Source organism: Corynebacterium sp. HMSC072G08, from assembly GCF_001809185.1.
Classification (GTDB): Bacteria; Actinomycetota; Actinomycetes; order Mycobacteriales; family Mycobacteriaceae; genus Corynebacterium; species Corynebacterium phoceense.
Genome location: NZ_KV796382.1, coordinates 17,991 through 39,162 on the forward strand (window position 1 = coordinate 17,991; position 21,172 = coordinate 39,162).

18 protein-coding genes are annotated in these 21,172 nt (G+C 62.6%); 13 read left to right on the plus strand and 5 right to left on the minus strand.

From position 1 onward, the window contains the following. Positions 1-93 precede the first annotated feature (93 nt). The 3 genes from HMPREF2559_RS00890 (at position 94) to HMPREF2559_RS00905 (ending at position 4,274) form a co-directional block, all read left to right on the plus strand. Positions 94-1,146: an NAD(P)-dependent alcohol dehydrogenase gene (locus HMPREF2559_RS00890; RefSeq protein WP_066493370.1), complete on the plus strand. Its 1,053-nt coding sequence runs from the start codon at positions 94-96 to the stop codon at positions 1,144-1,146. A 629-nt stretch (positions 1,147-1,775) separates the two neighbouring features. Further along, positions 1,776-3,173, plus strand: a complete 1,398-nt coding sequence (locus tag HMPREF2559_RS00900; RefSeq protein WP_066493374.1) for a YkvI family membrane protein — start codon at positions 1,776-1,778, stop codon at positions 3,171-3,173. Positions 3,174-3,248: 75 nt separating this feature from the next. Beyond that, positions 3,249-4,274 (plus strand): aldo/keto reductase, encoded by a 1,026-nt coding sequence (locus HMPREF2559_RS00905; protein WP_066493431.1) that lies wholly within the window; start codon positions 3,249-3,251, stop codon positions 4,272-4,274. 64 nt (positions 4,275-4,338) lie between these two features. On the opposite strand, the gene HMPREF2559_RS00910 is transcribed toward HMPREF2559_RS00905, so the two are convergent. Next, on the minus strand, positions 4,339-5,013 hold the full coding sequence (locus HMPREF2559_RS00910) for a LysE/ArgO family amino acid transporter (protein ID WP_066493376.1): 675 nt from the start codon (positions 5,011-5,013) through the stop codon (positions 4,339-4,341). A 70-nt stretch (positions 5,014-5,083) separates the two neighbouring features. Here HMPREF2559_RS00910 and HMPREF2559_RS00915 point away from each other — a divergent pair, with 70 nt between their 5' ends. Beyond that, the gene (locus tag HMPREF2559_RS00915) at positions 5,084-5,932 is read left to right on the plus strand and encodes an ArgP/LysG family DNA-binding transcriptional regulator (protein ID WP_066493433.1); all 849 of its coding nucleotides are present in this window, start codon (positions 5,084-5,086) and stop codon (positions 5,930-5,932) included. Positions 5,933-5,935: 3 nt separating this feature from the next. Here HMPREF2559_RS00915 and HMPREF2559_RS00920 read toward each other — a convergent pair whose 3' ends face one another. Beyond that, entirely contained in the window at positions 5,936-7,042 is a 1,107-nt protein-coding gene (locus tag HMPREF2559_RS00920; RefSeq protein ID WP_070539242.1) for a glutathione S-transferase family protein, read from the minus strand. 161 nt (positions 7,043-7,203) lie between these two features. Between HMPREF2559_RS00920 and HMPREF2559_RS00925 the strand changes: the two genes are divergently transcribed. The 3 genes from HMPREF2559_RS00925 to HMPREF2559_RS00935 all read left to right on the plus strand — a co-directional run bounded on the left by HMPREF2559_RS00925 (position 7,204) and on the right by HMPREF2559_RS00935 (position 9,078). Then, positions 7,204-8,118 (plus strand): DoxX family protein, encoded by a 915-nt coding sequence (locus HMPREF2559_RS00925; RefSeq protein ID WP_066493383.1) that lies wholly within the window; start codon positions 7,204-7,206, stop codon positions 8,116-8,118. 199 nt (positions 8,119-8,317) lie between these two features. Next, entirely contained in the window at positions 8,318-8,767 is a 450-nt protein-coding gene (locus HMPREF2559_RS00930) for a hypothetical protein (RefSeq protein ID WP_141759184.1), read from the plus strand. Then, on the plus strand, positions 8,767-9,078 hold the full coding sequence (locus tag HMPREF2559_RS00935) for a transcriptional regulator (RefSeq protein WP_066509565.1): 312 nt from the start codon (positions 8,767-8,769) through the stop codon (positions 9,076-9,078). Before HMPREF2559_RS00930 ends, HMPREF2559_RS00935 begins: the two co-directional genes overlap by 1 nt. On the opposite strand, the gene HMPREF2559_RS00940 is transcribed toward HMPREF2559_RS00935, so the two are convergent. The 3 genes from HMPREF2559_RS00940 to HMPREF2559_RS00950 form a co-directional block, all read right to left on the minus strand. After that, a complete protein-coding gene (locus tag HMPREF2559_RS00940) occupies positions 9,042-10,289 on the minus strand; it encodes a glycosyltransferase family 87 protein (protein ID WP_070539244.1) in 1,248 nt (415 codons plus the stop codon). The two genes, HMPREF2559_RS00935 and HMPREF2559_RS00940, sit on opposite strands and share 37 nt — an antisense overlap. Positions 10,290-10,365: 76 nt before the next feature. Further along, positions 10,366-12,219: a dihydroxy-acid dehydratase gene (gene ilvD, locus HMPREF2559_RS00945; protein ID WP_070539246.1), complete on the minus strand. Its 1,854-nt coding sequence runs from the start codon at positions 12,217-12,219 to the stop codon at positions 10,366-10,368. A gap of 29 nt (positions 12,220-12,248) precedes the next feature. Continuing rightward, positions 12,249-12,731: a PH domain-containing protein gene (locus tag HMPREF2559_RS00950; protein ID WP_066493399.1), complete on the minus strand. Its 483-nt coding sequence runs from the start codon at positions 12,729-12,731 to the stop codon at positions 12,249-12,251. 370 nt (positions 12,732-13,101) lie between these two features. Here HMPREF2559_RS00950 and HMPREF2559_RS00955 point away from each other — a divergent pair, with 370 nt between their 5' ends. The 6 genes from HMPREF2559_RS00955 to serA all read left to right on the plus strand — a co-directional run bounded on the left by HMPREF2559_RS00955 (position 13,102) and on the right by serA (position 21,078). After that, on the plus strand, positions 13,102-14,964 hold the full coding sequence (locus HMPREF2559_RS00955) for an acetolactate synthase large subunit (RefSeq protein ID WP_083297737.1): 1,863 nt from the start codon (positions 13,102-13,104) through the stop codon (positions 14,962-14,964). Positions 14,965-14,969: 5 nt separating this feature from the next. After that, positions 14,970-15,485 (plus strand): acetolactate synthase small subunit, encoded by a 516-nt coding sequence (gene ilvN, locus HMPREF2559_RS00960; RefSeq protein WP_066493401.1) that lies wholly within the window; start codon positions 14,970-14,972, stop codon positions 15,483-15,485. A gap of 131 nt (positions 15,486-15,616) precedes the next feature. Beyond that, positions 15,617-16,633: a ketol-acid reductoisomerase gene (ilvC, locus tag HMPREF2559_RS00965; protein WP_066493403.1), complete on the plus strand. Its 1,017-nt coding sequence runs from the start codon at positions 15,617-15,619 to the stop codon at positions 16,631-16,633. A gap of 138 nt (positions 16,634-16,771) precedes the next feature. Then, positions 16,772-18,562, plus strand: a complete 1,791-nt coding sequence (locus HMPREF2559_RS00970) for a GmrSD restriction endonuclease domain-containing protein (RefSeq protein WP_066493406.1) — start codon at positions 16,772-16,774, stop codon at positions 18,560-18,562. After that, on the plus strand, positions 18,546-19,427 hold the full coding sequence (locus HMPREF2559_RS00975) for a hypothetical protein (protein WP_066509561.1): 882 nt from the start codon (positions 18,546-18,548) through the stop codon (positions 19,425-19,427). Before HMPREF2559_RS00970 ends, HMPREF2559_RS00975 begins: the two co-directional genes overlap by 17 nt. Before the next feature lie 64 nt (positions 19,428-19,491). After that, on the plus strand, positions 19,492-21,078 hold the full coding sequence (gene serA / locus HMPREF2559_RS00980) for a phosphoglycerate dehydrogenase (RefSeq protein WP_066493412.1): 1,587 nt from the start codon (positions 19,492-19,494) through the stop codon (positions 21,076-21,078). Positions 21,079-21,172 lie beyond the last annotated feature (94 nt).

Genomic DNA, 21,172 nt, shown 5'->3' on the forward strand with positions numbered 1-21,172 from the left:
AGCTTTCCCGTGCCACCGCTGCGGCGGTGGCATTTTTATTGGGAACACTTTCCATTATGCGAGGTCACAGGCTATTTCTGTACCCTCGATTGCATGACAATTTCTACCAAGGTCCTCCAAAAGACCTCTCCTGATGCCCCCTTTAAGGTCGCGACCATCGAGCGTCGCGACCCGCGCGCTGACGATGTCGTCATCGACATCAAGGCTGCGGGCATCTGCCACTCCGATATCCACACCATTCGCAACGAGTGGGGCGAGGCGCACTTCCCGCTTACCGTCGGCCACGAGATCGCCGGCGTCGTCGCGGCCGTCGGCGAGAACGTGACGAAGTTCAAGGTCGGCGACCGCGTCGGCGTGGGCTGCCTCGTCAACTCTTGCGGTGAGTGCGAGCAGTGTCGTAACGGACAGGAGCAGAACTGTCTCAACGGCAACGTGGGCACGTATAACTCGGAGGACGTCGACGGCACGATTACTCAGGGCGGCTACGCCCAGAAGGTCGTCGTCAATGAGAACTTCGTGTGCACCATCCCGGACTCCATCGACTTCGATCACGCCGCACCGCTGCTCTGCGCCGGTATTACGACCTACTCGCCGCTGGCCCGTTGGGACGTCAAGCCTGATCAGAAAGTCGCCATCGTGGGCCTGGGTGGCCTTGGCCACATGGGCGTGCAGATCGCCGCGGCCAAGGGCGCGGACGTCACCGTCATCTCGCGCTCGACTCGCAAGGAAAAGGAAGCCCTGGAGCTCGGTGCCAACCGCCTTCTGGCTTCGGGCGACGATCCGGACTTCTTCAAGAACCACCGTGGCGAGTTCGATCTCATCCTGTCGACCATCTCCGCGCCGTACTCGCTCGACCAGTACCTGGGCCTGCTCAAGCCGCGCGGCATCATGTCCGTCGTGGGCTTGCCGCCGGAGGAGATGGGCATCCACATGAACCGCCTCATCGGCGGCGGCAAGGTGCTCACCGGTAATAACATCGGCGGCATCGCCGAGACCCAGGAAATGCTCGACTTCTGCGGCGAGCACGGCATCGGCGCCGTTATCGAGAAGATCGGCGTGGACGACGTCGACGCCGCCTACGACCGCGTGGTGAAAGGTGACGTGAAGTTCCGCTTCGTCATCGACACCTCCACCTTCGACGCCTAAGAATTCCACGCTCATGCCCGGCTCCGGCCGGGCGTGTTGCGTTTTCACAGCTGCCCGGACGTACCGTGGAGTTGTCGCACCATGTGCTGAAGGATTTCAACAAAGCAGGGGAGTCCGTCCTCGCTGAGATGGCTCTCGCGAAGGAAAAGTCCGATGCCCCGCTCGATAAGGCCCTCGCGGCTTTCGATACCGACTTCGCGAGGAGCGTAAAGGCCGAACGCGCCGCTCGCGTCGAGGGCTTCCGCCAAAGCGTCCGCGACGCTTTCGGTCGCCTCTCAGCCCGCGTCGGCTTAGCTTTGGGTTTATGGCGCCTTGGACGTCGTGAGAAGGCCCGAAGCGCCATAAACCCAAAGCCAAGGAGGCAATGCGCGCCCGGCTGAAAGCTGGCTGTGGGTTCTTATTGTTTCGGCCCGTGCAGCGTGGCCTGAATTGATAGAACCCACAGCCGCGAGTCGCCTCATCCAAGCCAGAGAATCGTGGTCTACCCCACGCTAGTGCATAGATGCAGGAAATCTCACCATTCCACAACCGGCGCGGGGGAGTAGCCGGGGGTATTGTGGATGGCGATTGCCTTCCGCCGAGGGGTGCGGTGTGAGTGCATGGAAAACTGCTGTCAACTAAAGGAAAACGTGTCTTTTAACAAGACAATTGGTATCGCATTATCATTCGTCGGCTTGCTCGTCGGCGCTGGATTCGCCACGGGACAGGAGGTGGTCCAGTACTTCACGTCCTTTGGTGTGAGCGGCGTATGGGGCATCATCGTCGCAGGCCTCATCATGGCCTTGGCCGGCACGGTGTTCCTCCAGCTGGGTTCGTACTTCCATGCCTCGGCGCACTCGGACGTATTCCGCCACGTCACGCACCCGATTATCTCGCGGTTCCTTGACGTCTGCGTCATCTTCACGCTGTTCGCCGTCGGCTTGGTCATGCTCGCCGGCGCGGGCTCGAACCTGTCCCAGCAATTCGGCATTGACGCGTGGATAGGCTCGGCTATCATGGTCGTCCTCGTCCTTGTCGCGGGCATGCTCGACGTTGACAAGGTCTCGCAGGTTATCGGTGCGCTTACCCCGCTCATCATCATCGCGGTCCTCGGCGTAGGAATTCACGCCCTGCTGAATATGCCGGCCGATCCGGTCGAGTCGATGAATATCGCAGCCCAGACGGAAAGCCCCATTAACAACTGGCTGGTCTCCGCGCTCAATTACTGCGGTCTTGCGCTCATCCTCGCCGTGTCCATGTCTCTCGTCATTGGCGGCGACAACATCAGCCCGCGCGAGGCAGGCTGGGGCGGCCTTATCGGTGGCATCTCCTACGCCATCCTCATGGGCATCGCCGGATTCGTGCTGCTCATGCGTCCGGACGCCGCGGGCTCGGATATCCCGATGCTCACCCTCGTCAACGAGATCAACCCCACGCTGGGTCTGCTGATGGCCATCACCATTTACCTTATGATCTTCAACACGGCCATCGGCATGTTCTACGCGCTGGGCAAGCGCCTGACCTCCACGCGCCCGCACCTCTACCGTCCGGTCTTTATCGTAGGCACGCTGGTTGGCTTCGCCTTCTCCTTCGTCGGCTTCAAGGAGCTCATGGGTTCCGTCTACCCGGTCCTTGGCTACTTGGGCATCGTCATGGTCGCCGTCCTTGTCGCCGCGTGGCTCCGTGGTCTGTCCAAGATTCAGGACGAGTCCATTCGCCGCGACCGCATCCGTGCGTTGCTCGCGCTCAAGCTGCACCCGGATAAGGAATACGACGAGAAGTTCGACGAAGAAATCGGCCAGCATGTGGTCGACTCCAACATGGAGGACGAGGCCCTTTACGAAGAACTCGTCACCGAGGTGACGGAGAAGCTCGATGCCGATGAGGACGTTGATTTCTCCCTCGACGATTTCGACGAGGATGCCCACGATGTCACGGATTACACCGAACTCGACGGCGTTGAGGAAGGACGTTCCGACGAAGAAATCGCGGAGTTCCTCGAGGACACCGTCAAGAACATCGACGAAGAGCCGACTGCTTCCAAGTAATCGTTAGAGGCCGACCGTAGGGTTCCCAAGCATGGGCCCTGCGGTCGTTTCGCATATAAGGGCACAATGGGCAGCATGGATGACTACACGCTCGCCGCCGACCGCTATGACGACATGACCTACCGCCGGGTTGGCACCTCCGGCCTCAAACTCCCGGCCCTGTCTTTAGGCCTGTGGCAAAACTTCGGCCACGACACCACCCTCGACGCCCAAGCCGCCATCCTTCGCGCGGCCTTCGACCAAGGCATTACGCACTTCGACCTTGCGAATAACTACGGTCCCGGTCCCGGCGCCGCCGAAGAGAACTTCGGACGCCACTTCGCCAGGGACTTCCAGCGCCACCGTGACGAGATGATTATCTCTACCAAGGCGGGCTTTGAGATGAACCCCTCGCCCTACGGCACAGGCGGTTCGCGCAAGTACCTCGTGAGCTCCCTCGACGCCTCGCTGCGCCGCCTGGGCCTCGACTACGTGGACATCTTCTACCACCACTGCCCGGACCCCGAGACCCCACTCGAGGAGTCTCTCGGCGCCCTGCGCGACATCGTGGCGGCGGGCAAGGCCCTCTACGTTGGAATCTCCAACTACGACGCGGAGCTCACGGCCGAGGCCGCGGACTTCATGGAGGAGGAAGGCTGCCCGCTCCTTATCCACCAGCCGCGCTACAACATGCTCGACCGCTGGGTGGAGGAGGATGGCCTCCTCGAGGTCGCCGCGGACGCAGGCTTGGGCGTCATCTGCTATTCGCCACTGGCGCAGGGGCGTCTCACGGATCGCTACCTCGACGGCATCCCCGCGGACTCCCGTATCGCCCGCGCTCCCGGCAACGGTGCGCTTGAAGCAGACTGGCTTTCCGATGCCGCCTTAACCTCCCTGCGTGCACTCAACGACATTGCAGGTGAACGCGACCAAACGTTGGCACAAATGGCACTGGCCTGGATTCTGCGCGACCGCGGCGAACAGACCGTCACCTCGGTCGTCAACGGCGCCTCGAGTGTCGCCCAACTCGAGTCGAACCTGCACGCACTCGATAACCTCGACTTCAGCGACGCTGAGCTGGAGGCCATCGATTCAGCTCTCGTAACGAACGACGAGAAGTAAACAGTCCCCCTCTCATGCACAAGCTCGATCGTGCATGACGGGGCTGTTTTCTTTGTATCTGTGCTTAGTGCAGCAGCAGCTTAAGGGTGAGCCCCGTCATGACGCAGCCAATCGCGAAGTTGATGCCGCGCCACACGTTGGGGCGGGCGAGGACGTGGGCGAAGCGCTGGGATCCGAAGCCGACCAGGGGGAACCAGCAGAAGGACGCGCAGATGGAGCCGGCGGCGAAGACCCAGCGGCCTTGTTCGCCGTATTGGTTGGCGATACCGCCGAGCATGACGAGCGTGTCCACATAGGCTGCGGGGTTGAGCCACGTGAGCGCCATGGCGCCGAGGACCGGCTTGACCCAGGTCGCAGCCGGAGCGGTGCGCACCAGGGTCTGGACGGCGGAGGAAGAATTGGGGGAGGTGGAGGGGGCATCGGAAGGCTCGGTGTGCTCAATGACGAGGGTGTCGCCCTGAGGCTTGAAGGCGTCGCGAAAGCAGAGGTACGTGAAATAGGCGAGGTAGATAACGCCAGCGTACTTGAGGACTGTGAGGACCATGGGATGGCGGTCCACGAGGTAACCCACGCCGACGGTGCCGGCGAGGATGAGGATGACGTCGGAGAGTGCGCAGGCCAGCACAATCGCGCCGATATGGTTGCGTTTAATGCCCATCTTGATGATGTAGGCATTCTGGGGACCGATGGCGATGATAAGCGACAGACCGAGGGCGAAACCGGCGACGAGGATTGACATGCTTTGAAAAGTAGTACGGGGGTTATATGAAGTCCATTTACATCTTCTTCATTCGATTAAGATGAGCTTCATGAACCAGGTACAGGTGGATACGCTGCTTGCCATCGTGGAAGAAGGCAGCTTTGAAGTGGCGGCGGCGGTGCTGGGGATTTCACCCTCGGCGGTAAGCCAGCGCATCAAGGCGTTGGAGTCCGATACAGGACGCGTGCTGCTGCGACGCACGACGCCGGTCGAACCCACAGAGGCCGGCGAAATCCTCGTGCAGACCGCGCGACGGATCGCGTTGGTCCAGGCGGAGGCGCAGGCGCAGCTTGATGCGCGAGTGCGTTCTATTCCGTTATCGGTGGGAGTCAACGCAGACAGCCTGCATTCGTGGTTTCAACCGGTCATCGGGAAGGTGGCAGGGCTGGGCGGTGCGACGTTGCGGCTGCGCGTGGAAGACGAGACGGAAACGCTGGGCATGCTGCGCCGCGGCGACGTGCTGGGCGCCGTGACGAGTGAACATACTCCGGTCGCAGGCTGCGAGGCGTCGCGGCTGGGGACCATGCGCTACTACGCGATGGCCTCGCCGGGATTGCATAAGCGCGCGTGGGAAGAAATGCCGATGGTGCTATACAGCAAGCAGGACCCCGTGCTGAAATCGACGCTCCGCGGGTTGGGTCTGGAGCTGCGGGAGATGCGCGGACGGCGTAACTTCGTGCCTGCCATCGATGCCTACAACGAAGCCGTGCGGGTTGGCTTGGGCTGGGGCATGATCCCAGAAATCCAGGCCGAGGCGCTTCTAGAAAGCGGCGAGCTCGTCGTCCTCGACAACGTGCATCTCGACCTGGAATTGTGGTGGCAGCGCTGGCGCTTGGACTCGGAGATGCTCGATAAGCTCACCGAGTTTGTGCACGAGGCTGCGGCAGAACTGCGTTAGGCGTTACTTGCCTGCGACGGCGGGACCGAAGAGATCAATCTGGAACTGCTCCGGGTTCTTGATGTGCTCGCCGGCGGGAAGCGCGCCGGGCAACGTGGTGCCCTCAGCGAACGGGGCACCGCCGAGGCGGTCGCGGTCGTGCGGCTGCGCCAGCCACGACATGTCCGGACCAACGGGCACGATCTTGGTGGGGTTAATCTCCGTGTGCACCATGTAGTAATGCTGCTTGATCTCGGTGAAGTCGGTGGTGTCGCCGAAGCCCGGGATCTGGAACAGCTCCTGCAGGTAGCCGCGGATATTCGGCATTTCTGCCGTCTTCTCGCGTGAGCATTTGAAATGGCCGTAGTAGACCGGATCGAAGCGGATGAGGGTGGCAAAGAGACGGATATCCGTCTCCGTGATGTGGTCGCCCACCATGTAGCGCTGCGTGCCCAGGCGCTCCTCAACGAAGTCGAGCGCCTCCCAGAGTTGGTTGTAGGCTTTCTCATAGGCCTCTTGGGAACCCGCGAAACCAGCGCGGTATACGCCGTTATTGATGTTGTGGAAGATGTACTCGTTGAGCTTTTCCATCTCCTCGGCGTGCTGAGTGGGGTAGAGATCTGGCGCGCCCGCGCGCTGGAAGTCGGTCCACTCCGTGATGAAGTCACGGACGATCGTGTTGTACGAGTTCGTCACCACGCGCTTCGTGGATTCCTCCACGATGGCCGGCACTGTGATGCCGCGCGGGTAGTTGGGGAAGCGGTTGAAGTAGGCCTCCTGAAGGCGCTTCGTACCGAGTACCGGATCGACCTCGCCGGGATCCAGATCGAAGGTCCAGGAGCGCACGTCGTGTGTCGGGCTGGCTAGACCGAGCGAGAGCGTGTCCTCGAGCCCCATGAGTCGACGGGTGATGACGGCGCGGTGTGCCCACGGGCAGGCGCGTGCCGCGACGAGGCGGTAGTGGCCGGCTTCCATGGGCCAGAAGAACGTGCCGTCGTCCTGTGTGGTCGGCTCGGAGACGCTGGGGGAGATGCGGTCTTCGATGTAGGTGGTGTCGCGGACGAATTCGCCGTCCGGAGAGGCATTGCGCGCGTCGCCGGCCCAATCCGTTGCGGTGTCCTGAGTGGCCATTGCGGGTCCCTGCCTTAAAGTTGCGCCTAAAGTTGTGCATGTGTCAACAAAATATTTAACCTTAGAATAGTCCGAGCTTTCCCGTCGTGCAAAACAACGCCTCGGTAACAATCGGCGCGCCCCACGGCAAACTCCCAGGAACTGCTCTACATTCGGAAAGTATGACCGACAAAAACAGGCCCGATAACGCACGCGACTTCGACGACGTCGACGTCCCGACCTATAGCCCGAGCACCGGCTCCTCGCCTGCGAGCAAGTCTTTCGGCGACCGCGCCCAGCCCCAGCAGGTGGGAGGCTCGCCGGAGACCATTAGCTTTGACTCGGCCGCAAAGAAGCAGCCCCCGGCGGAGACCACGCAGTTCGCGCAGACTTCCGAGGATTACTCCAAGCCCGCTGAGGTGCGCAACGAGACGGTTGACATGGCCGCCCCTACCCAGCACTTCGACCCGAATACGAACGCCGCGCCCGTCGCCGTCGCTGAGGCGGAGGAGGGTCCGACCCCGGAGGAGCAAAAGGCTGCCGATGCCCGTGCCAAGCGTGAGCAGCGGAAGGCTGACCCCCGCCGCGGCACCCTCGACTTCGGCCTCCTCTTCGTCCGTATCGCGCTGGCCCTGTACCTCATCGTCGCCGGTGTTGGCACCTTCTTCGGCCTCGGTGAAGCCCAGGGGCTTTCCGAGCTGGAGACCTCGTTCGCTGGCTACGCCCTGCCGCAGGTCCTCGCCATCGCGGTGCCGACGCTCCAGCTCATCGCCGGCGTCTTCCTGCTGCTCGGCCTGGTCACCCCGCTGGCATCCATGCTGGGCCTGGTTGTCACCGGCTTTGCTGCCATTCATGAGCTTACGCAGTCGAGCGCTGGCCTCAACCTGTTCAACTGGCCGGACGCCATGTGGCTGTCCATCGTCCTCTTGCTGGTAGCCTTCGCCCTGCAGTTCACCGGCCCGGGCGTTATCTCCTTCGACTTTGGTCGCTCCTGGGCTCGCCGCCCGCTGGCCTCGTCCTGGATCTTCGTCGTCATTGGTATCGCTATCCTCGTCGTCGCCTGGTGGTTCGGCGCTGGGGTTAATCCGCTGAGCTAAAAGCTTGGCCGTGTCCCCTTCAAGGCCCGTCGCAGTTCGCTGCGGCGGGCTTTTGCTTTGTCTTGCTTAGCCACAACGTCCGAATAGGCGGCGAAAAATCGAAAATTCTCGACCTTATTCGGGGGTTTTGGCTAATCACCCTCTTGCTTTCCAGAGTGGAAAATGAAACAATTTCCACAGAGGAAAACAAGGAGGAATGATGAACGATGAAGTTCGTGAGGCCCTGGAATACCAGGCCGGAGTTCAGGAAAAGGCACATCGGACGACCGCCGCGCCGGTGTGGATGGCGGTGCTCTTTGGCCTTGTCTACGGCGTTTCCATTTTCGTTCTTGCACTGAACCGAGGAGGGTGGCAGAGCTTTCTCACGATGGGAGGGTTGTTCGTAGTTCTCTGCGTCCTGGCGTGGCAGATTGCCCGTCTGTCCAAGGTGCGCCCGGCTATGCGCCAGGATCCGTTTACGCAGCCGAAGGTGAGCAAGAGTTTCTACGCGGCCCTCAGCTTCATGTTGTGGCCGTTGTTCGTCGACCTCATCAATAACTTCTTTGATCCCATGCCGGTGTGGCCGTGCGTTCTCTTCGGGGCGTGCGCTACGGCGCATAGTGCCTGGATGCTCCGCAGCGGCGCGTTGATGAACCCCGGAGTGCAGTGATGGCGGCGCTTGATCCGGTCATTCACCCGCTCAATCGCTTCAAAATCTGCGCGGCGCTCAACGCGTTTGGGGCGGTTGAGGGGCAGGTCCGCAAGGAGATGAAGTTCGCGGCGCTGCGTGATGAGGTAGGGATCTCGGATGCGACGCTGTCCAAGCAGCTGGGCACGCTCGAGGACCATGGTTATGTCTCACGCTTTCGTGAGTATGGCTCCTCGCGCGGTAAGGACACCGTGTGGGTCATGCTCACCACGGCCGGAAAGTCGGCGTTCGAGGGTCACTTGGCGGCGCTGCGCGAGATGGTCGGGGACTGAGTGCGGGCGAAGCACAGAGCGAAGAGCGTGAAAGCGATAACGGCCAGCCACACGAAGTCATCGACGAGGAACTTCTGGAAGAAGGGCATGTCGTAGACGTCGATTTGGTCGCCGAACCACCACTTGGGCGGGACGGTGAGCAGCATGGCGGCCCAGGCGACGAGGACGGCCATGAGCCCGCCGGTAAGCCACGTACGGGTTTCGCAGACGCGGTAGAAGAGTACCGGGATGATGAGCGCGAGCCATACCCAGTGGTGGGACCAGGAGACGGGGGAGATGAGCAGCATGACGACGGCGGCGGTCATCCAGGCTTCGGTGTCCCAGCCGCGGTGGACGAGGCGGCGGATGAGCAGCGCACCGAGGACGACGGTGAGCAGCGCCGCGGCGAGCCACAGGAGGTTGATAAGCGTGCCGTGGGCCTCGGCGGCCTCTTTGGAGGTAAACAGACGCTGGATGACGGCCTTGAGCGAGGAGTTGGACTGGTAGTCCGTGCCCACGCCGAAGTCGCCGCCGGAGCCCATCTGCAGCAATTTGGTGGAGAAGAACTCGACGAAGACTTGCCAGCGCACCGCGGCGGCGATAAGCGTCGCGATGACGGCCGAGGCGGCTGCGGTGAGGATGGGCTTCCATTCCTTGCGGACCAGGAAGTAGAGCAGGATGGCCAGCGGCGTGATCTTGATAGCGGCGGCGACGCCGATGAGCCAGCCTTGGGGGAGGAAGCGCTTGCGGGGAACAAGATCGGCGACGACGAGCGCCATGACCACGATGTTGATTTGGGCGAAGCCATCGTTGAGGCGGACGGGCTCAAAGTTAAGGCCTAGGGCCCAGACGGGCAGGATGGCCCACCAGATGTCGCTGCGCTTCGTCACGGCGCGGAAGATACCGAAGAGGCAGGCGAGGATCGCGAGGTCCGAAATGACGATCATGATGTCGCCGGCCATCGAATCCGTGATGCCGGAGAAGATGGTGAGTGGCACCATGAACAGCGCGCCGAAGGGCGGGTAAATAAATGGCAGCTTGAGGTCGCCAGCCATCATGGGTTCCGCGTAGACGGACCGGCCGTCGAGGAAGGCCTTCACACCTTCGCGGTAGATGATCATGTCCACTGGGAAGTCCGTCACGAGGACGTGCTGAATGATGGTGGCGAGGCCACCCAGCGCGCCGAGGACGGCGAGGGTGAGGCGGAAGGCGGGATTCTCAAGCAGTTTCATCGCTAGATAACTCTAGGCCATCCGCGCGTGAAAACGGCGAAGCCCTCCTGTCGGGGCAACAGGAGGGTCGATATGCCTAGTTGACGAAGCCGTCGACAACGCGGACGGCGCCGCGGTCAGCGGAAGTCGCCATGTTGGCGTAGGCGCGCAGCGCCTTGGTCACTTGGCGGTCGCGGTTGACCGGAGTCCAGGGCTTCTCGCGGGACTCCTGGGCGTTGCGACGATCCGCGATGACGGTCTCATCGACCTCGAGGGTGAGTTTGCGCTCGTGGATGTCGATGGTGATGGTGTCGCCATTTTCGACCAGGCCGATGAGTCCGCCGTGGGCGGCCTCCGGGGAGATGTGGCCGATGGACAGGCCGGAGGTACCGCCGGAGAAACGGCCATCCGTGATAAGCGCACAAGCCTTGCCCAGGCCGGAGCCCTTGAGGAAGGAAGTCGGGTGGAGCATTTCCTGCATGCCCGGGCCGCCGGCCGGGCCCTCGTAGCGGATGACGATGACGTCGCCCGGCTGGACCTCGTGCTTCAAGATGATGGAGACGGCTTCTTCCTGGGACTCGACCACGCGGGCAGGTCCGGAGAACTTCCACAGTTCCTCGTCGACGCCGGCGGCTTTGACGATGGCGCCATTGGGGGCCAAGTTGCCGCGCAGGACAACGAGGCCGCCGTCGGAGGAGAAAGAGTGGTCCACGGAGTGGATGCAGCCGTTCTCCGCGTCGGTGTCGAGGTTCTCCCACTGGGAGGACTGGGAAAAGGGCTCGGTGGTGCGTACGCCGCCAGGGGCTGCATGGAAGAGCTCGGTGGCTTCATCGATGGCCTTGCCGCCACGGATGTCCCAGTCGTTGAGCCAGCCGTCGACCGTGTCGTAGGCGACGGTATGGACGGACTCGTCGATGAAGCCGCCGCGGCGCAGCTCGCCGAGGATGGCGGGGATGCCGCCGGCACGGTGGACATCCTCGATGTGGTAGTTGCCGTTGGGGGCCACCTTGGAGATGCACGGCACCTTGTAGGACAGCTCGTTGATGTCCTCGAGGGTGAAGTCGACCTCGCCCTCCTGGGCGGCGGCAAGCGTGTGGAGGATGGTGTTGGTAGAACCGCCCATGGCCATGTCGAGCGCCATGGCGTTGGTGAAGGCTTCCTTCGTCGCGATATTGCGCGGCAGGACGGACTCGTCTTCCTCACCGTAGTAGCGCTGGCACAGATCCATGATGGTGGCGCCGGCCTTCTCAAAAAGCGAACGGCGAGCGGTGTGGGTGGCCAGCGTGGTGCCGTTGCCCGGCAGGGAGAGGCCGAGGGCCTCGGTGAGGCAGTTCATGGAGTTCGCGGTAAACATGCCGGAGCAGGAGCCACAGGTCGGGCAGGCGGCCGCCTCGATGGCGGTCAGCCCTTCGTCGGAGACCTGTTCGTTGGCGGTCGCGTTGATGGCGGTGATGAGGTCGGTGGGTGCATGTGCCACGCCGTCGACGACGACGGCCTTGCCGGCCTCCATCGGGCCGCCGGAGACGAAAATGGTGGGGATGTTGAGACGGAGTGCTGCGTTGAGCATGCCCGGGGTGATCTTGTCGCAATTGGAGATGCACACGAGGGCATCGGCAGTGTGCGCGTTGATCATGTACTCAATGGAGTCGGAGATGATCTCGCGCGACGGCAGCGAGTAGAGCATGCCCTGGTGGCCCATGGCGATGCCGTCATCAACGGCGATGGTGTTGAATTCCTTGGGCACGCCGCCCGCGGCGCGGACGGCCTCGGCCACGATGTCGCCGACGTTCTTGAGGTGGACGTGGCCCGGAACGAACTGGGTGTAGGAGTTGGCGATGGCGACGATCGGCTTGCCAAACTCGTGTTCCTTGGTCCCGGTGGCGCGCCACAGGGCGCGGGCGCCGGAGGCCTGGCGGCCGACGGTGGTTACTTTGGAGCGCAGGGGAAACATGGGGAGTCCTTGTTTATGGTCGGGTGGGTTTAAGCGTCGGGGTGCGTGCGCTTGTAGTCGGCGAATTCTTCCTTGGTGAGAAGAATCTGCTCGCCGTCGCGGTGGATGATGACGACCTTTTCCTCAGCGGCGTACTGGCCGGCGGTGAGAGCGTCGGGGATGCGGCCGCGGGAGGCATCGGAAAGTTTAGGCAGCGAGTTGAACGTGACGCCGGGCAGGCTGTGGTCCTTGCCGGCGGCATCGGAAGCGAATGTGCGGGAACCCTTGAAACCGATGCCGCGGAAGTTATCCCAGTCGAGGTGCACGTTGCCGCGGAAGGCGTAGCCAATATCAATGCCGTCTTCGGAGACTGTGGTGTGGGCTTTGAGAACCCACCAGATCCACAGGACAGGGAAGATCAACAGCCAACCGAGTTGGAGCGGTGCCCACGCGATGCCGATGATGGCGATCATCGCAATGAGCACAATGGCGAGGATATGGGTGCGATCCGGCCTGAAGGTGTGCGCATTCATGTCAGTAGACACTAGTGGACACGGCGGGGAGGTGTGTAACGGGGGCGACCGACCGAGTGTGAGAAATCCGGCTCACCTCGCGAGATATGGGTTTCAATGTATGGAATGGGGGTATCAAGTGGCGGGATAGCCTATCGAGTGTAAGATAGAAACCATGATCATTATTCGACTTCAGCTTGTAGTACCGGACGCGGCGCCTGCCGCAACGGCATAAGTTGTCGTTGATTAGAGCAAGCGCCCTCGCCAGTTGCACACACCGCAACTGAGACGGGGGCTTTGTTGTTGGAGGACCACCCTCATCCTTCACAGATCGCACGGCGCCATACCCGCGGCACCGTAAAAATAAACAAGTTTTGACCCCAAGGAGTAATTGACCGTGGCAGCATCACCGTCGCCGACCCCGGCTTCGCTCGCCAAGTCGACGTCCGGCGCCAAAAAGAGCACCGAGCGCATGACTGGCGCGCAGGCCATCGTCCGCACCCTCGAAGATCTGGGCACTGACCTTGTATTCGGCATTCCGGGCGGCGCCGTGTTGCCGCTGTACGATGCCCTCTATGCCTCGACGAAGCTGCGTCACGTGCTCGTCCGCCACGAGCAGGGCGCGGGTCACGCGGCGGAAGGCTATGCACAGGCCTCCGGCAAGGTGGGCGTGTGCATCGCGACCTCCGGCCCGGGCGCGACCAACCTCGTCACCCCGATTGCGGATGCGAACCTGGACTCGGTCCCCATCGTCGCCATTACCGGCCAGGTGGGCTCGAGCCTGCTGGGCACGGACGCTTTTCAGGAGGCGGATATCCGTGGCGTGACCATGCCGATTACGAAGCACAACTTCATTGTCACGGATCCGCAGGAGATCCCGGAGGCCATCGTCGCGGCCTTCCATCTTGCCGCCACGGGGCGTCCGGGTCCTGTCCTCGTCGACATTCCCAAGGACGTCCAGAACGGCTACCTCGATTATTCCTGCCCGCCGCAGCTGGACTTGCCGGGCTACAGGCCGACCACGACGCCCCACCCGCGTCAGATTTCTTCGGCGGTCGAACTCATTGCGAAGTCCGAGCGTCCGGTGCTGTACGTGGGTGGCGGCGTCATTAAGGCCAACGCGCACCGCGAGCTCCTGGAGTTCGCGGAGTACACGGACATTCCGGTGGTGACGACGCTCATGGCGCTGGGTTCTTTCCCGGACTCGCACCCGCTGCACATGGGTATGCCAGGCATGCACGGTACGGTGCCGGCTGTGGCCGCCATGCAGCGTGCGGATCTCCTTATTACTATTGGCGCGCGCTTCGACGACCGCGTGACGGGCGACTTGAACACCTTTGCGCCGGGCGCCAAGGTTATTCAGGCGGATATCGATCCAGCCGAGGTGGGTAAGCTGCGCGAGGTTGACGTCCCGATTGTGGGTGACGCCCGCGAGGTGCTGCTGCAGATGACGAAGACGTACCAAGGCAAGGCGAAGCTCAACCCGCCGGACATCGAGGATTGGATTGCGTACCTGGAGGATATGAAGGAGCGCTTCCCGCGCGGCTGGAAGCCCACCGCGGACGGCAAGCTTAACCCGCAGTTCGTCCTAGAGAAGCTCTCGGAGACCGTCGGGCCGGAGGCTATCTACGTCGCTGGCGTGGGCCAGCACCAGATGTGGTCGGCGCAGTTCATCGACTTCGAGAATCCGCGCACGTGGATCAACTCGGGCGGTGCGGGCACGATGGGCTATTCGGTGCCAGCGGCACTTGGCGCCAAGGCCGCCATGCCGGAGAAGGAAGTCTGGGCTATTGACGGTGATGGTTGCTTCCAGATGACGAACCAAGAGCTGGCCACCGCCGCGGTGGAAGGCTTCCCGTTGAAGGTTGCCGTGATTAATAACGGCAACTTGGGCATGGTCCGCCAGTGGCAAACCCTCTTCTTCGACGAGCACTACTCGCATACCAAGCTGCGCGAGGCCGACCATTACCTGCCGGATTTTGTGAAGTTGGCGGAAGCATTGGGCTGCGAGGCGATTCGCGTGACTACTGAGGACGAGGTCGTGCCCGCTATTGAGCGCGCCCGCGCTATCAATGACCGCCCCGTTGTCATCGACTTCATTGTCGGCGAGGACGCACAGGTGTGGCCGATGATTGCGGGAGGAGCTTCGAACGAGGAGATTCAGTACGCGCTGGGTCTGCGACCGCTCTTTGATGACAACACGTCCGCGGCGGAAGAACCCGCCGAAATCCACGAGGCCCTGGAGGAGGCTTAAATACCATGGCAGCAACCGATATCACTCGCCACACCCTCTCCGTCCTCGTGCAGGACGTGGAAGGCATCATCTCCCGCGTCACCGGCATGTTTTCCCGTCGCGGCTACAACCTCATCTCGCTTGTGTCAGCGAAGACGGAGGTGGAGGGCATCAATCGCCTCACCATCGTCGTCGATGCGAATGACATCGTGACGGAGCAGGTGACCAAGCAGCTCAACAAGCTCATCCACGTCCTCAAGGTCGTGGAGCTCGATGAGGAGACCACTATTTCGCGCGCGATCATGCTCGTGAAGGTCTCGGCTAATAACGACAACCGCGCGCAGGTCGTCGGTGCGGTCGATATCTTCCGTGCTCGCGTTGTCGACGTCGCTCCCGAGTCTGTCGTCATCGAGGCGACGGGCACCCCGGGCAAGCTGCGTGCGCTGCTGGACGTGCTCGAGCCTTTTGGTATTCGCGAGCTTATTCAGTCTGGTCGCGTCGCATTGGGCCGCGGTCCGAAGTCGATGGCGCCCACCAAATAACCCCACACCCACAATTTCCCACCAATTGAGACAAATTGAAAAATTTGTCTCAGATAATGAACACTTTTCGTCTATAGTGTGCTAGAAATAAAGAAAGCACCCGCACGAACCAACAGTAAGGATTGACACTCATGGCAATTGAGACGTTCTACGACGCAGATGCAGATCTGTCCATCATCCAGGGCCGCAAGGTCGCCATCATCGGCTACGGCTCCCAGGGCCACGCCCACGCGCAGAACCTGCGCGACTCTGGCGTTGAGGTTGCTGTCGGTCTGCGTGAAGGCTCCAAGTCTCGCGCGAAGGCAGAAGAGGCCGGCTTCAAGGTCCTCACCAACGCGGAGGCCGCCAAGTGGGCCGACGTCATCATGCTGCTGGCTCCGGATACCTCCCAGGCGCAGATCTTCACCGAGGACATTGAGCCCAACCTGGAGGCGGGCAACGCCCTGTTCTTCGGTCACGGCCTCAACATTCACTTCGGCCTCATTAAGCCGGCCGCTGACATCACCGTCGGCATGGTTGCGCCGAAGGGTCCGGGCCACCTCGTCCGTCGCCAGTTTGTCGACGGCAAGGGCGTTCCTTGCCTCATCGCCACTGCGCAGGACCCGAAGGGTGAGGGTCACGACCTGTCCCTGTCCTACGCCGCTGCTATCGGTGGCACCCGCGCCGGCGTTATCCCCACCACCTTCAAGGCGGAGACCGAGACTGACCTCTTTGGCGAGCAAGTTGTCCTCTGCGGTGGCCTGGAGTACCTCATCATGGGCGGCTTCGAGACCCTCGTTGAGGCTGGTTACGAGCCGGAGATGGCCTACTTCGAGTGCCTGCACGAGATGAAGCTCATTGTCGACCTCATCTTCGAGGGTGGCCTGGCCAATATGAACTACTCCATCTCTGATACCGCTGAGTTCGGTGGTTACGTCTCCGGCCCGCGCATCATCGACGACTCTGTCAAGGCTCGCATGAAGGACGTCCTCAAGGACATCCAGGACGGCACCTTCGTCAAGCGCCTCGTCGCCAACGTTGAGGGCGGCAACAAGGAGCTCGAGGGCATGCGCGCCGAGGTCTCCAACCACCCGATTGAGGAGACTGGCTCCACGCTTCGCGACATGATGAGCTGGGTCAAAGTCGACGCTCACGAGCAGACCGCTTAAGCTCTTCGCACTCAAGCCCTCCTGCGGTCAACGCGGGAGGGCTTTTGCATGCCTGCTTTTGGCTCCGTTTGTGTGAGATATGCCCAGGGATCGCTTTTATACGGGCGGGCATTCCCTTTGCGGGGTACTCTCGGTCACATGGGTTTTACAACGCCAAGCTTTGATCTCACCGACCTGTTCGCCCGCATCGAGCGCGGCGATATTCAGTTGCCCGATTTTCAGCGTCACTACGCCTGGGATGAAGATCGCATCCGCTCGCTCATCGTCACCGTCCTGCGCGGTTACCCGGTGGGCGCGCTCATGGTGCTCGATACTCGTAACGAGCCCATGCGTTTCCGTCCGCGCCCGCTCACCGGTGCGCCGAATACCGGCGTGAACCCGGGCCTGTTGCTCCTCGATGGCCAGCAGCGCCTCACCACGCTGTACCACTGCTTCCGCGGCGAGGGCCGGGTCAATACCAAGGACTTCCGCAATAAGAAGATCACCCGCACCTTCTACGTCGATGTGCGCAAGGCCGTCGCCAACGAGCTCATGCCGGACGAGGCCGTGTTCGCGGTGAATCAGGATGGCATGATGCGCTCGCACTTCGGCCCGGACCTGGACCGCATCCCGGACCGCGCCACCGCGCTGGAGGCTGGCTGCATTCCGGTCGCCGATCTCCTCTTTGAGGACGGCACCAAGGCCCTCTTCGAGTTGGCTGCCTCCGGCGACGCGGAGCTTGCCGATGCCGCCGTGGCGTTCCACAACCGCATACTCCGCCCGCTTGCAGGCTACGACATCCCGATCATCCGCCTGTCCCGCGAGACCGAGCGTGCTGGCGTGGGCCAGGTCTTCGCCCAGGCGAATAGCTCCGGCCTGCAGATGGATGTCTTCGATCTGCTCACCGCGGTCTTCGCCAGCGAGGACGAGAACTTCCACTTGGCAGATGACTGGGCCGAGACCGAGAAGCTGCTGCGTCGCCACGGCGCGCTCGACGCCATCGGACGCACGGAGTTCCTCTCTGCCGTCTCTCTGCTCGCGACCTCGCTGCGCGGACATGCCTCCGGCACGCGCGAAGACATCCTGTCGCTGTCCCTGCCGGAGTACAAGGACGCGACGAAGACGCTGCGCGTGACCATGGCGGAGGTCGCCTCCTTCCTGTCCGAGCGCTGCATTTTGAGCCACGACCAGGTGCCGTTCTCCAAGCAGATCGTGCCGCTGTCTGTCATCCTTGCGCGCCTCGTCTCCGAGCCCGGAGCGTTGTCCACGCAAGAGGCGTGGGACAAGATCAACCGCTGGTTCTGGTCCGGCGTCTTTGGCGAGCTCTACGGTTCTTCCGCCGTGGCGCAGCGCTCCGGCCGCGACGTCGACGAGGTTGTCGCCTGGGTGTTGGGTACCACGGACGTAGAGCCGAAGACCGTGCGTGACACTGACTTCCGCGAATCCCGCCTGCTGTCTGCCGATTCCACGACGGGCATTTTCAAAGCGCTCGACGCGCTGCTCATGGCCCGCGGCGCCCGCGACTGGCGCACCGGCCGCGTCTTCGACAAGAACTCCTTTGCCGAGCTCAAGCCGGGTTTCTTCCCAGTCTTCCCGCTCGCCTGGTGCGAGAAGAACGGCGTCGATCCCGTCCTCGCGGCGTCCGTGCTCAACCGTACGCCCATGGGCAAGCGCACCGAGGTCGTCCTCGAGGGCCGCTCGCCGCAGCGCTACCTGCCGCGCCTGCAGTCCAAATCCATCCTCGATGACGCTGATTTCGACGCCGTCCTCGCCTCGCACGAGATCGACCCGACGACGCTCCACACCTCGGATTGGGAAGGCTTCTTCGCCGACCGCCGCGAGCGTTTCATTGGCATGGTTGAGTATGCCATCGGCAAGCCGGTCATCCGCGACGTTAACGAAAACGACCTGGGCGGCGGTGACGAGGGGCCGAATGCCTTCGTGCGGTAGATTTCTCGCCGCCTGTGCCTGCACGCTGCTCCTCGCGGGCTGCGCGCACGTAGCTGTGCCGACGAATATCACGGAATTGCCGGACTCGGAGATCAACCTCGAGCAGGCCCGCGCACAAAACGTCAACGGCTTCGTGTCGAAGGATTTTGAGGGACACATCAGCGTGCTCACGGACGCGACGGGCGTCGACGCCGTGCACACTTTCTTCCCAGACTCGGAATCGCTCATCATTGCAGAAGATTCCGATGCCGCCGCGCTGCGCGCCGCGTCCCTGTCCGTCGCTCAGCGCGTACCCATGGTGACGTATGCGGAAGACGCGCGCACGGATATCGTGGCGCTCATCAGCGAGCTGGGGGTCTCGCGCGTCGTCCTCATCGGCGACGTGCCGCTGGCCTCCAACACGGCCGGTTCCCTGACTGTTATCAAGGACAATGGGGTCACCCGCGCGATGGGGGAGTTCACCGCCTTCGAGTTCACGAGCCAGGTCATTGCGGACCCGCAGCGCATGGTCGCCGCGGTTGCGAACCTCGATAGTGCGAAGCATATCGAGCTCAAGGCAGCGTGGCAGCCGCTCACGCGCTACGAGGATATCAACCGCGTCGAGCCGCTGCCTGCGCAATCGCGCCGCGACGCCCAGATGGCGCCGATTGTTGTTGCGACGCCCACGACGCCCATTGCCGCGGTCGCGAATGCCGTGGCCTTTGGCGCGTCCGTGCGTGTCATGCCCTCGGGCGACCCGACCGCGTCGAAAGCGGCGTACGCGATGGTGGCGGGTCTAGAAAACGGCCCGCTCGTGGCGTTGGGCAGTGATTTCGGTGATGCTAGCCTATTGTCCGACCGAATTGGACAAGGCTGGCATGAATAGATTACAATTCGGCGTATCTTATACACCCCACTGACATTTCCCTCAAGGGAAAAGAAGGAAAGTAATGTCGAAGCCGGTAGTCCTCATCGCTGACAAGCTCGCTCAGTCCACCGTGACTGCACTGGGAGAGGAGGTGGAGGTCCGCTGGGTCGACGGTCCCAACCGTGCCGAGCTCCTCGCCGCCGTTCCGGAGGCTGACGCGCTGCTCGTCCGTTCCGCCACCACGGTCGATGAGGAAGTCCTCGCCGCCGCGACCAACCTCAAGATCGTCGGCCGTGCCGGTGTGGGTCTCGACAACGTGGACATCCCGGCCGCCACTGCGCGCGGCGTCATGGTTGTCAACGCTCCGACGTCGAACATCCACTCCGCCTGCGAGCATGCCATCGCGCTGCTGATGGCCACCGCCCGTCAGCTTCCTTCGGCTGACGCCTCACTCCGCGGTGCCGAGTGGAAGCGTTCCTCCTTCAAGGGCGTGGAAATCTACGGCAAGACCATCGGCATCGTCGGCTTCGGCCACATTGGCCAGCTCTTCGCGCAGCGCCTCGCCGCGTTCGAGACCACCATCATTGCGTACGACCCGTACGCGAACCCGGCCCGCGCCGCCGCCCTGGGCGTCGAGCTCGTCGAGCTCGAAGACCTTATGGCGCGCGCTGACTTCGTGACCATCCACCTGCCGAAGACCCCGGAGACCACGGGCATGTTCGACGCGGAGCTGCTGGCCAAGGCGAAGGAGGGCCAGATCCTTATCAACGCGGCCCGCGGAGGTCTCGTCGACGAGCAGGCCCTCGCAGACTCCATCAAGGCTGGCCACCACCGTGGCGCCGGCTTCGACGTCTATGCCACCGAGCCGTGCACCGACTCGCCGCTCTTCGCGCTGCCGCAGGTCACGGTCACCCCGCACCTCGGCGCCTCCACGGTTGAGGCACAGGACCGTGCCGGTACCGACGTCGCTGCCTCCGTTCTTAAGGCGCTCAACGGCGAGTTCGTCGCGGACGCCGTCAACGTCCAGGGCGGCCGCGTCGGCGAAGAGGTCGCCGGCTGGCTCGAGATTGCCCGCAAGCTCGGTCTCACCGCTGGTGCGCTGCTCGACAAGGCACCGGTGGCCATCGAGGTTGAGGCGTGTGGCGAGCTGTCCACCGAAGACGTCGAGGCCCTGGGCCTGTCCGCCGTCCGTGGCCTGTTCTCCCGTGTCGTTTCCGAGCCGGTCACCTTCGTCAATGCCATGCAGATCGCAGAGACCCGCGGCGTCGACGTTTCCGTGCGCACCAACGCCGAGTCCAAGGGTCACCGTTCCTCGCTGCGCGTGAAGGTCATCGCCGCCGACGGCGACTCCTCGCAGCTCACCGGTGCCCTTACCGGCATCGACGGCGTCGAGAAGTTTGTCCGTATCAACGGCCGCGGCGTCGACATGCGCGCCACCGGCCGCAACATCTTCTTCCGCTACGCGGACAAGCCGGGCGCACTGGGCACCGTCGGTACCGCGCTGGGTGCCGACGGCATCAACATCCAGGCCGCTGCCCTGACTCAGGGCAAGGTTGCGGAGTCCGCAGTCCTCATCCTCCGCGTCGATCGCGAGGTCCCGGAGGCTCTCGTTGAGTCCATCTCGGCGAAGCTCGAGGCTGAGGCCTTCCAGTTCGATCTCAGCGAGTAAACACCCCACTCTGAAAACGGGCGTCACCTTTCATGGTGGCGCCCGTTTCTGCGTGCTACACTGGCTACAAAATCCATCAGGTGAGAAAGGAATC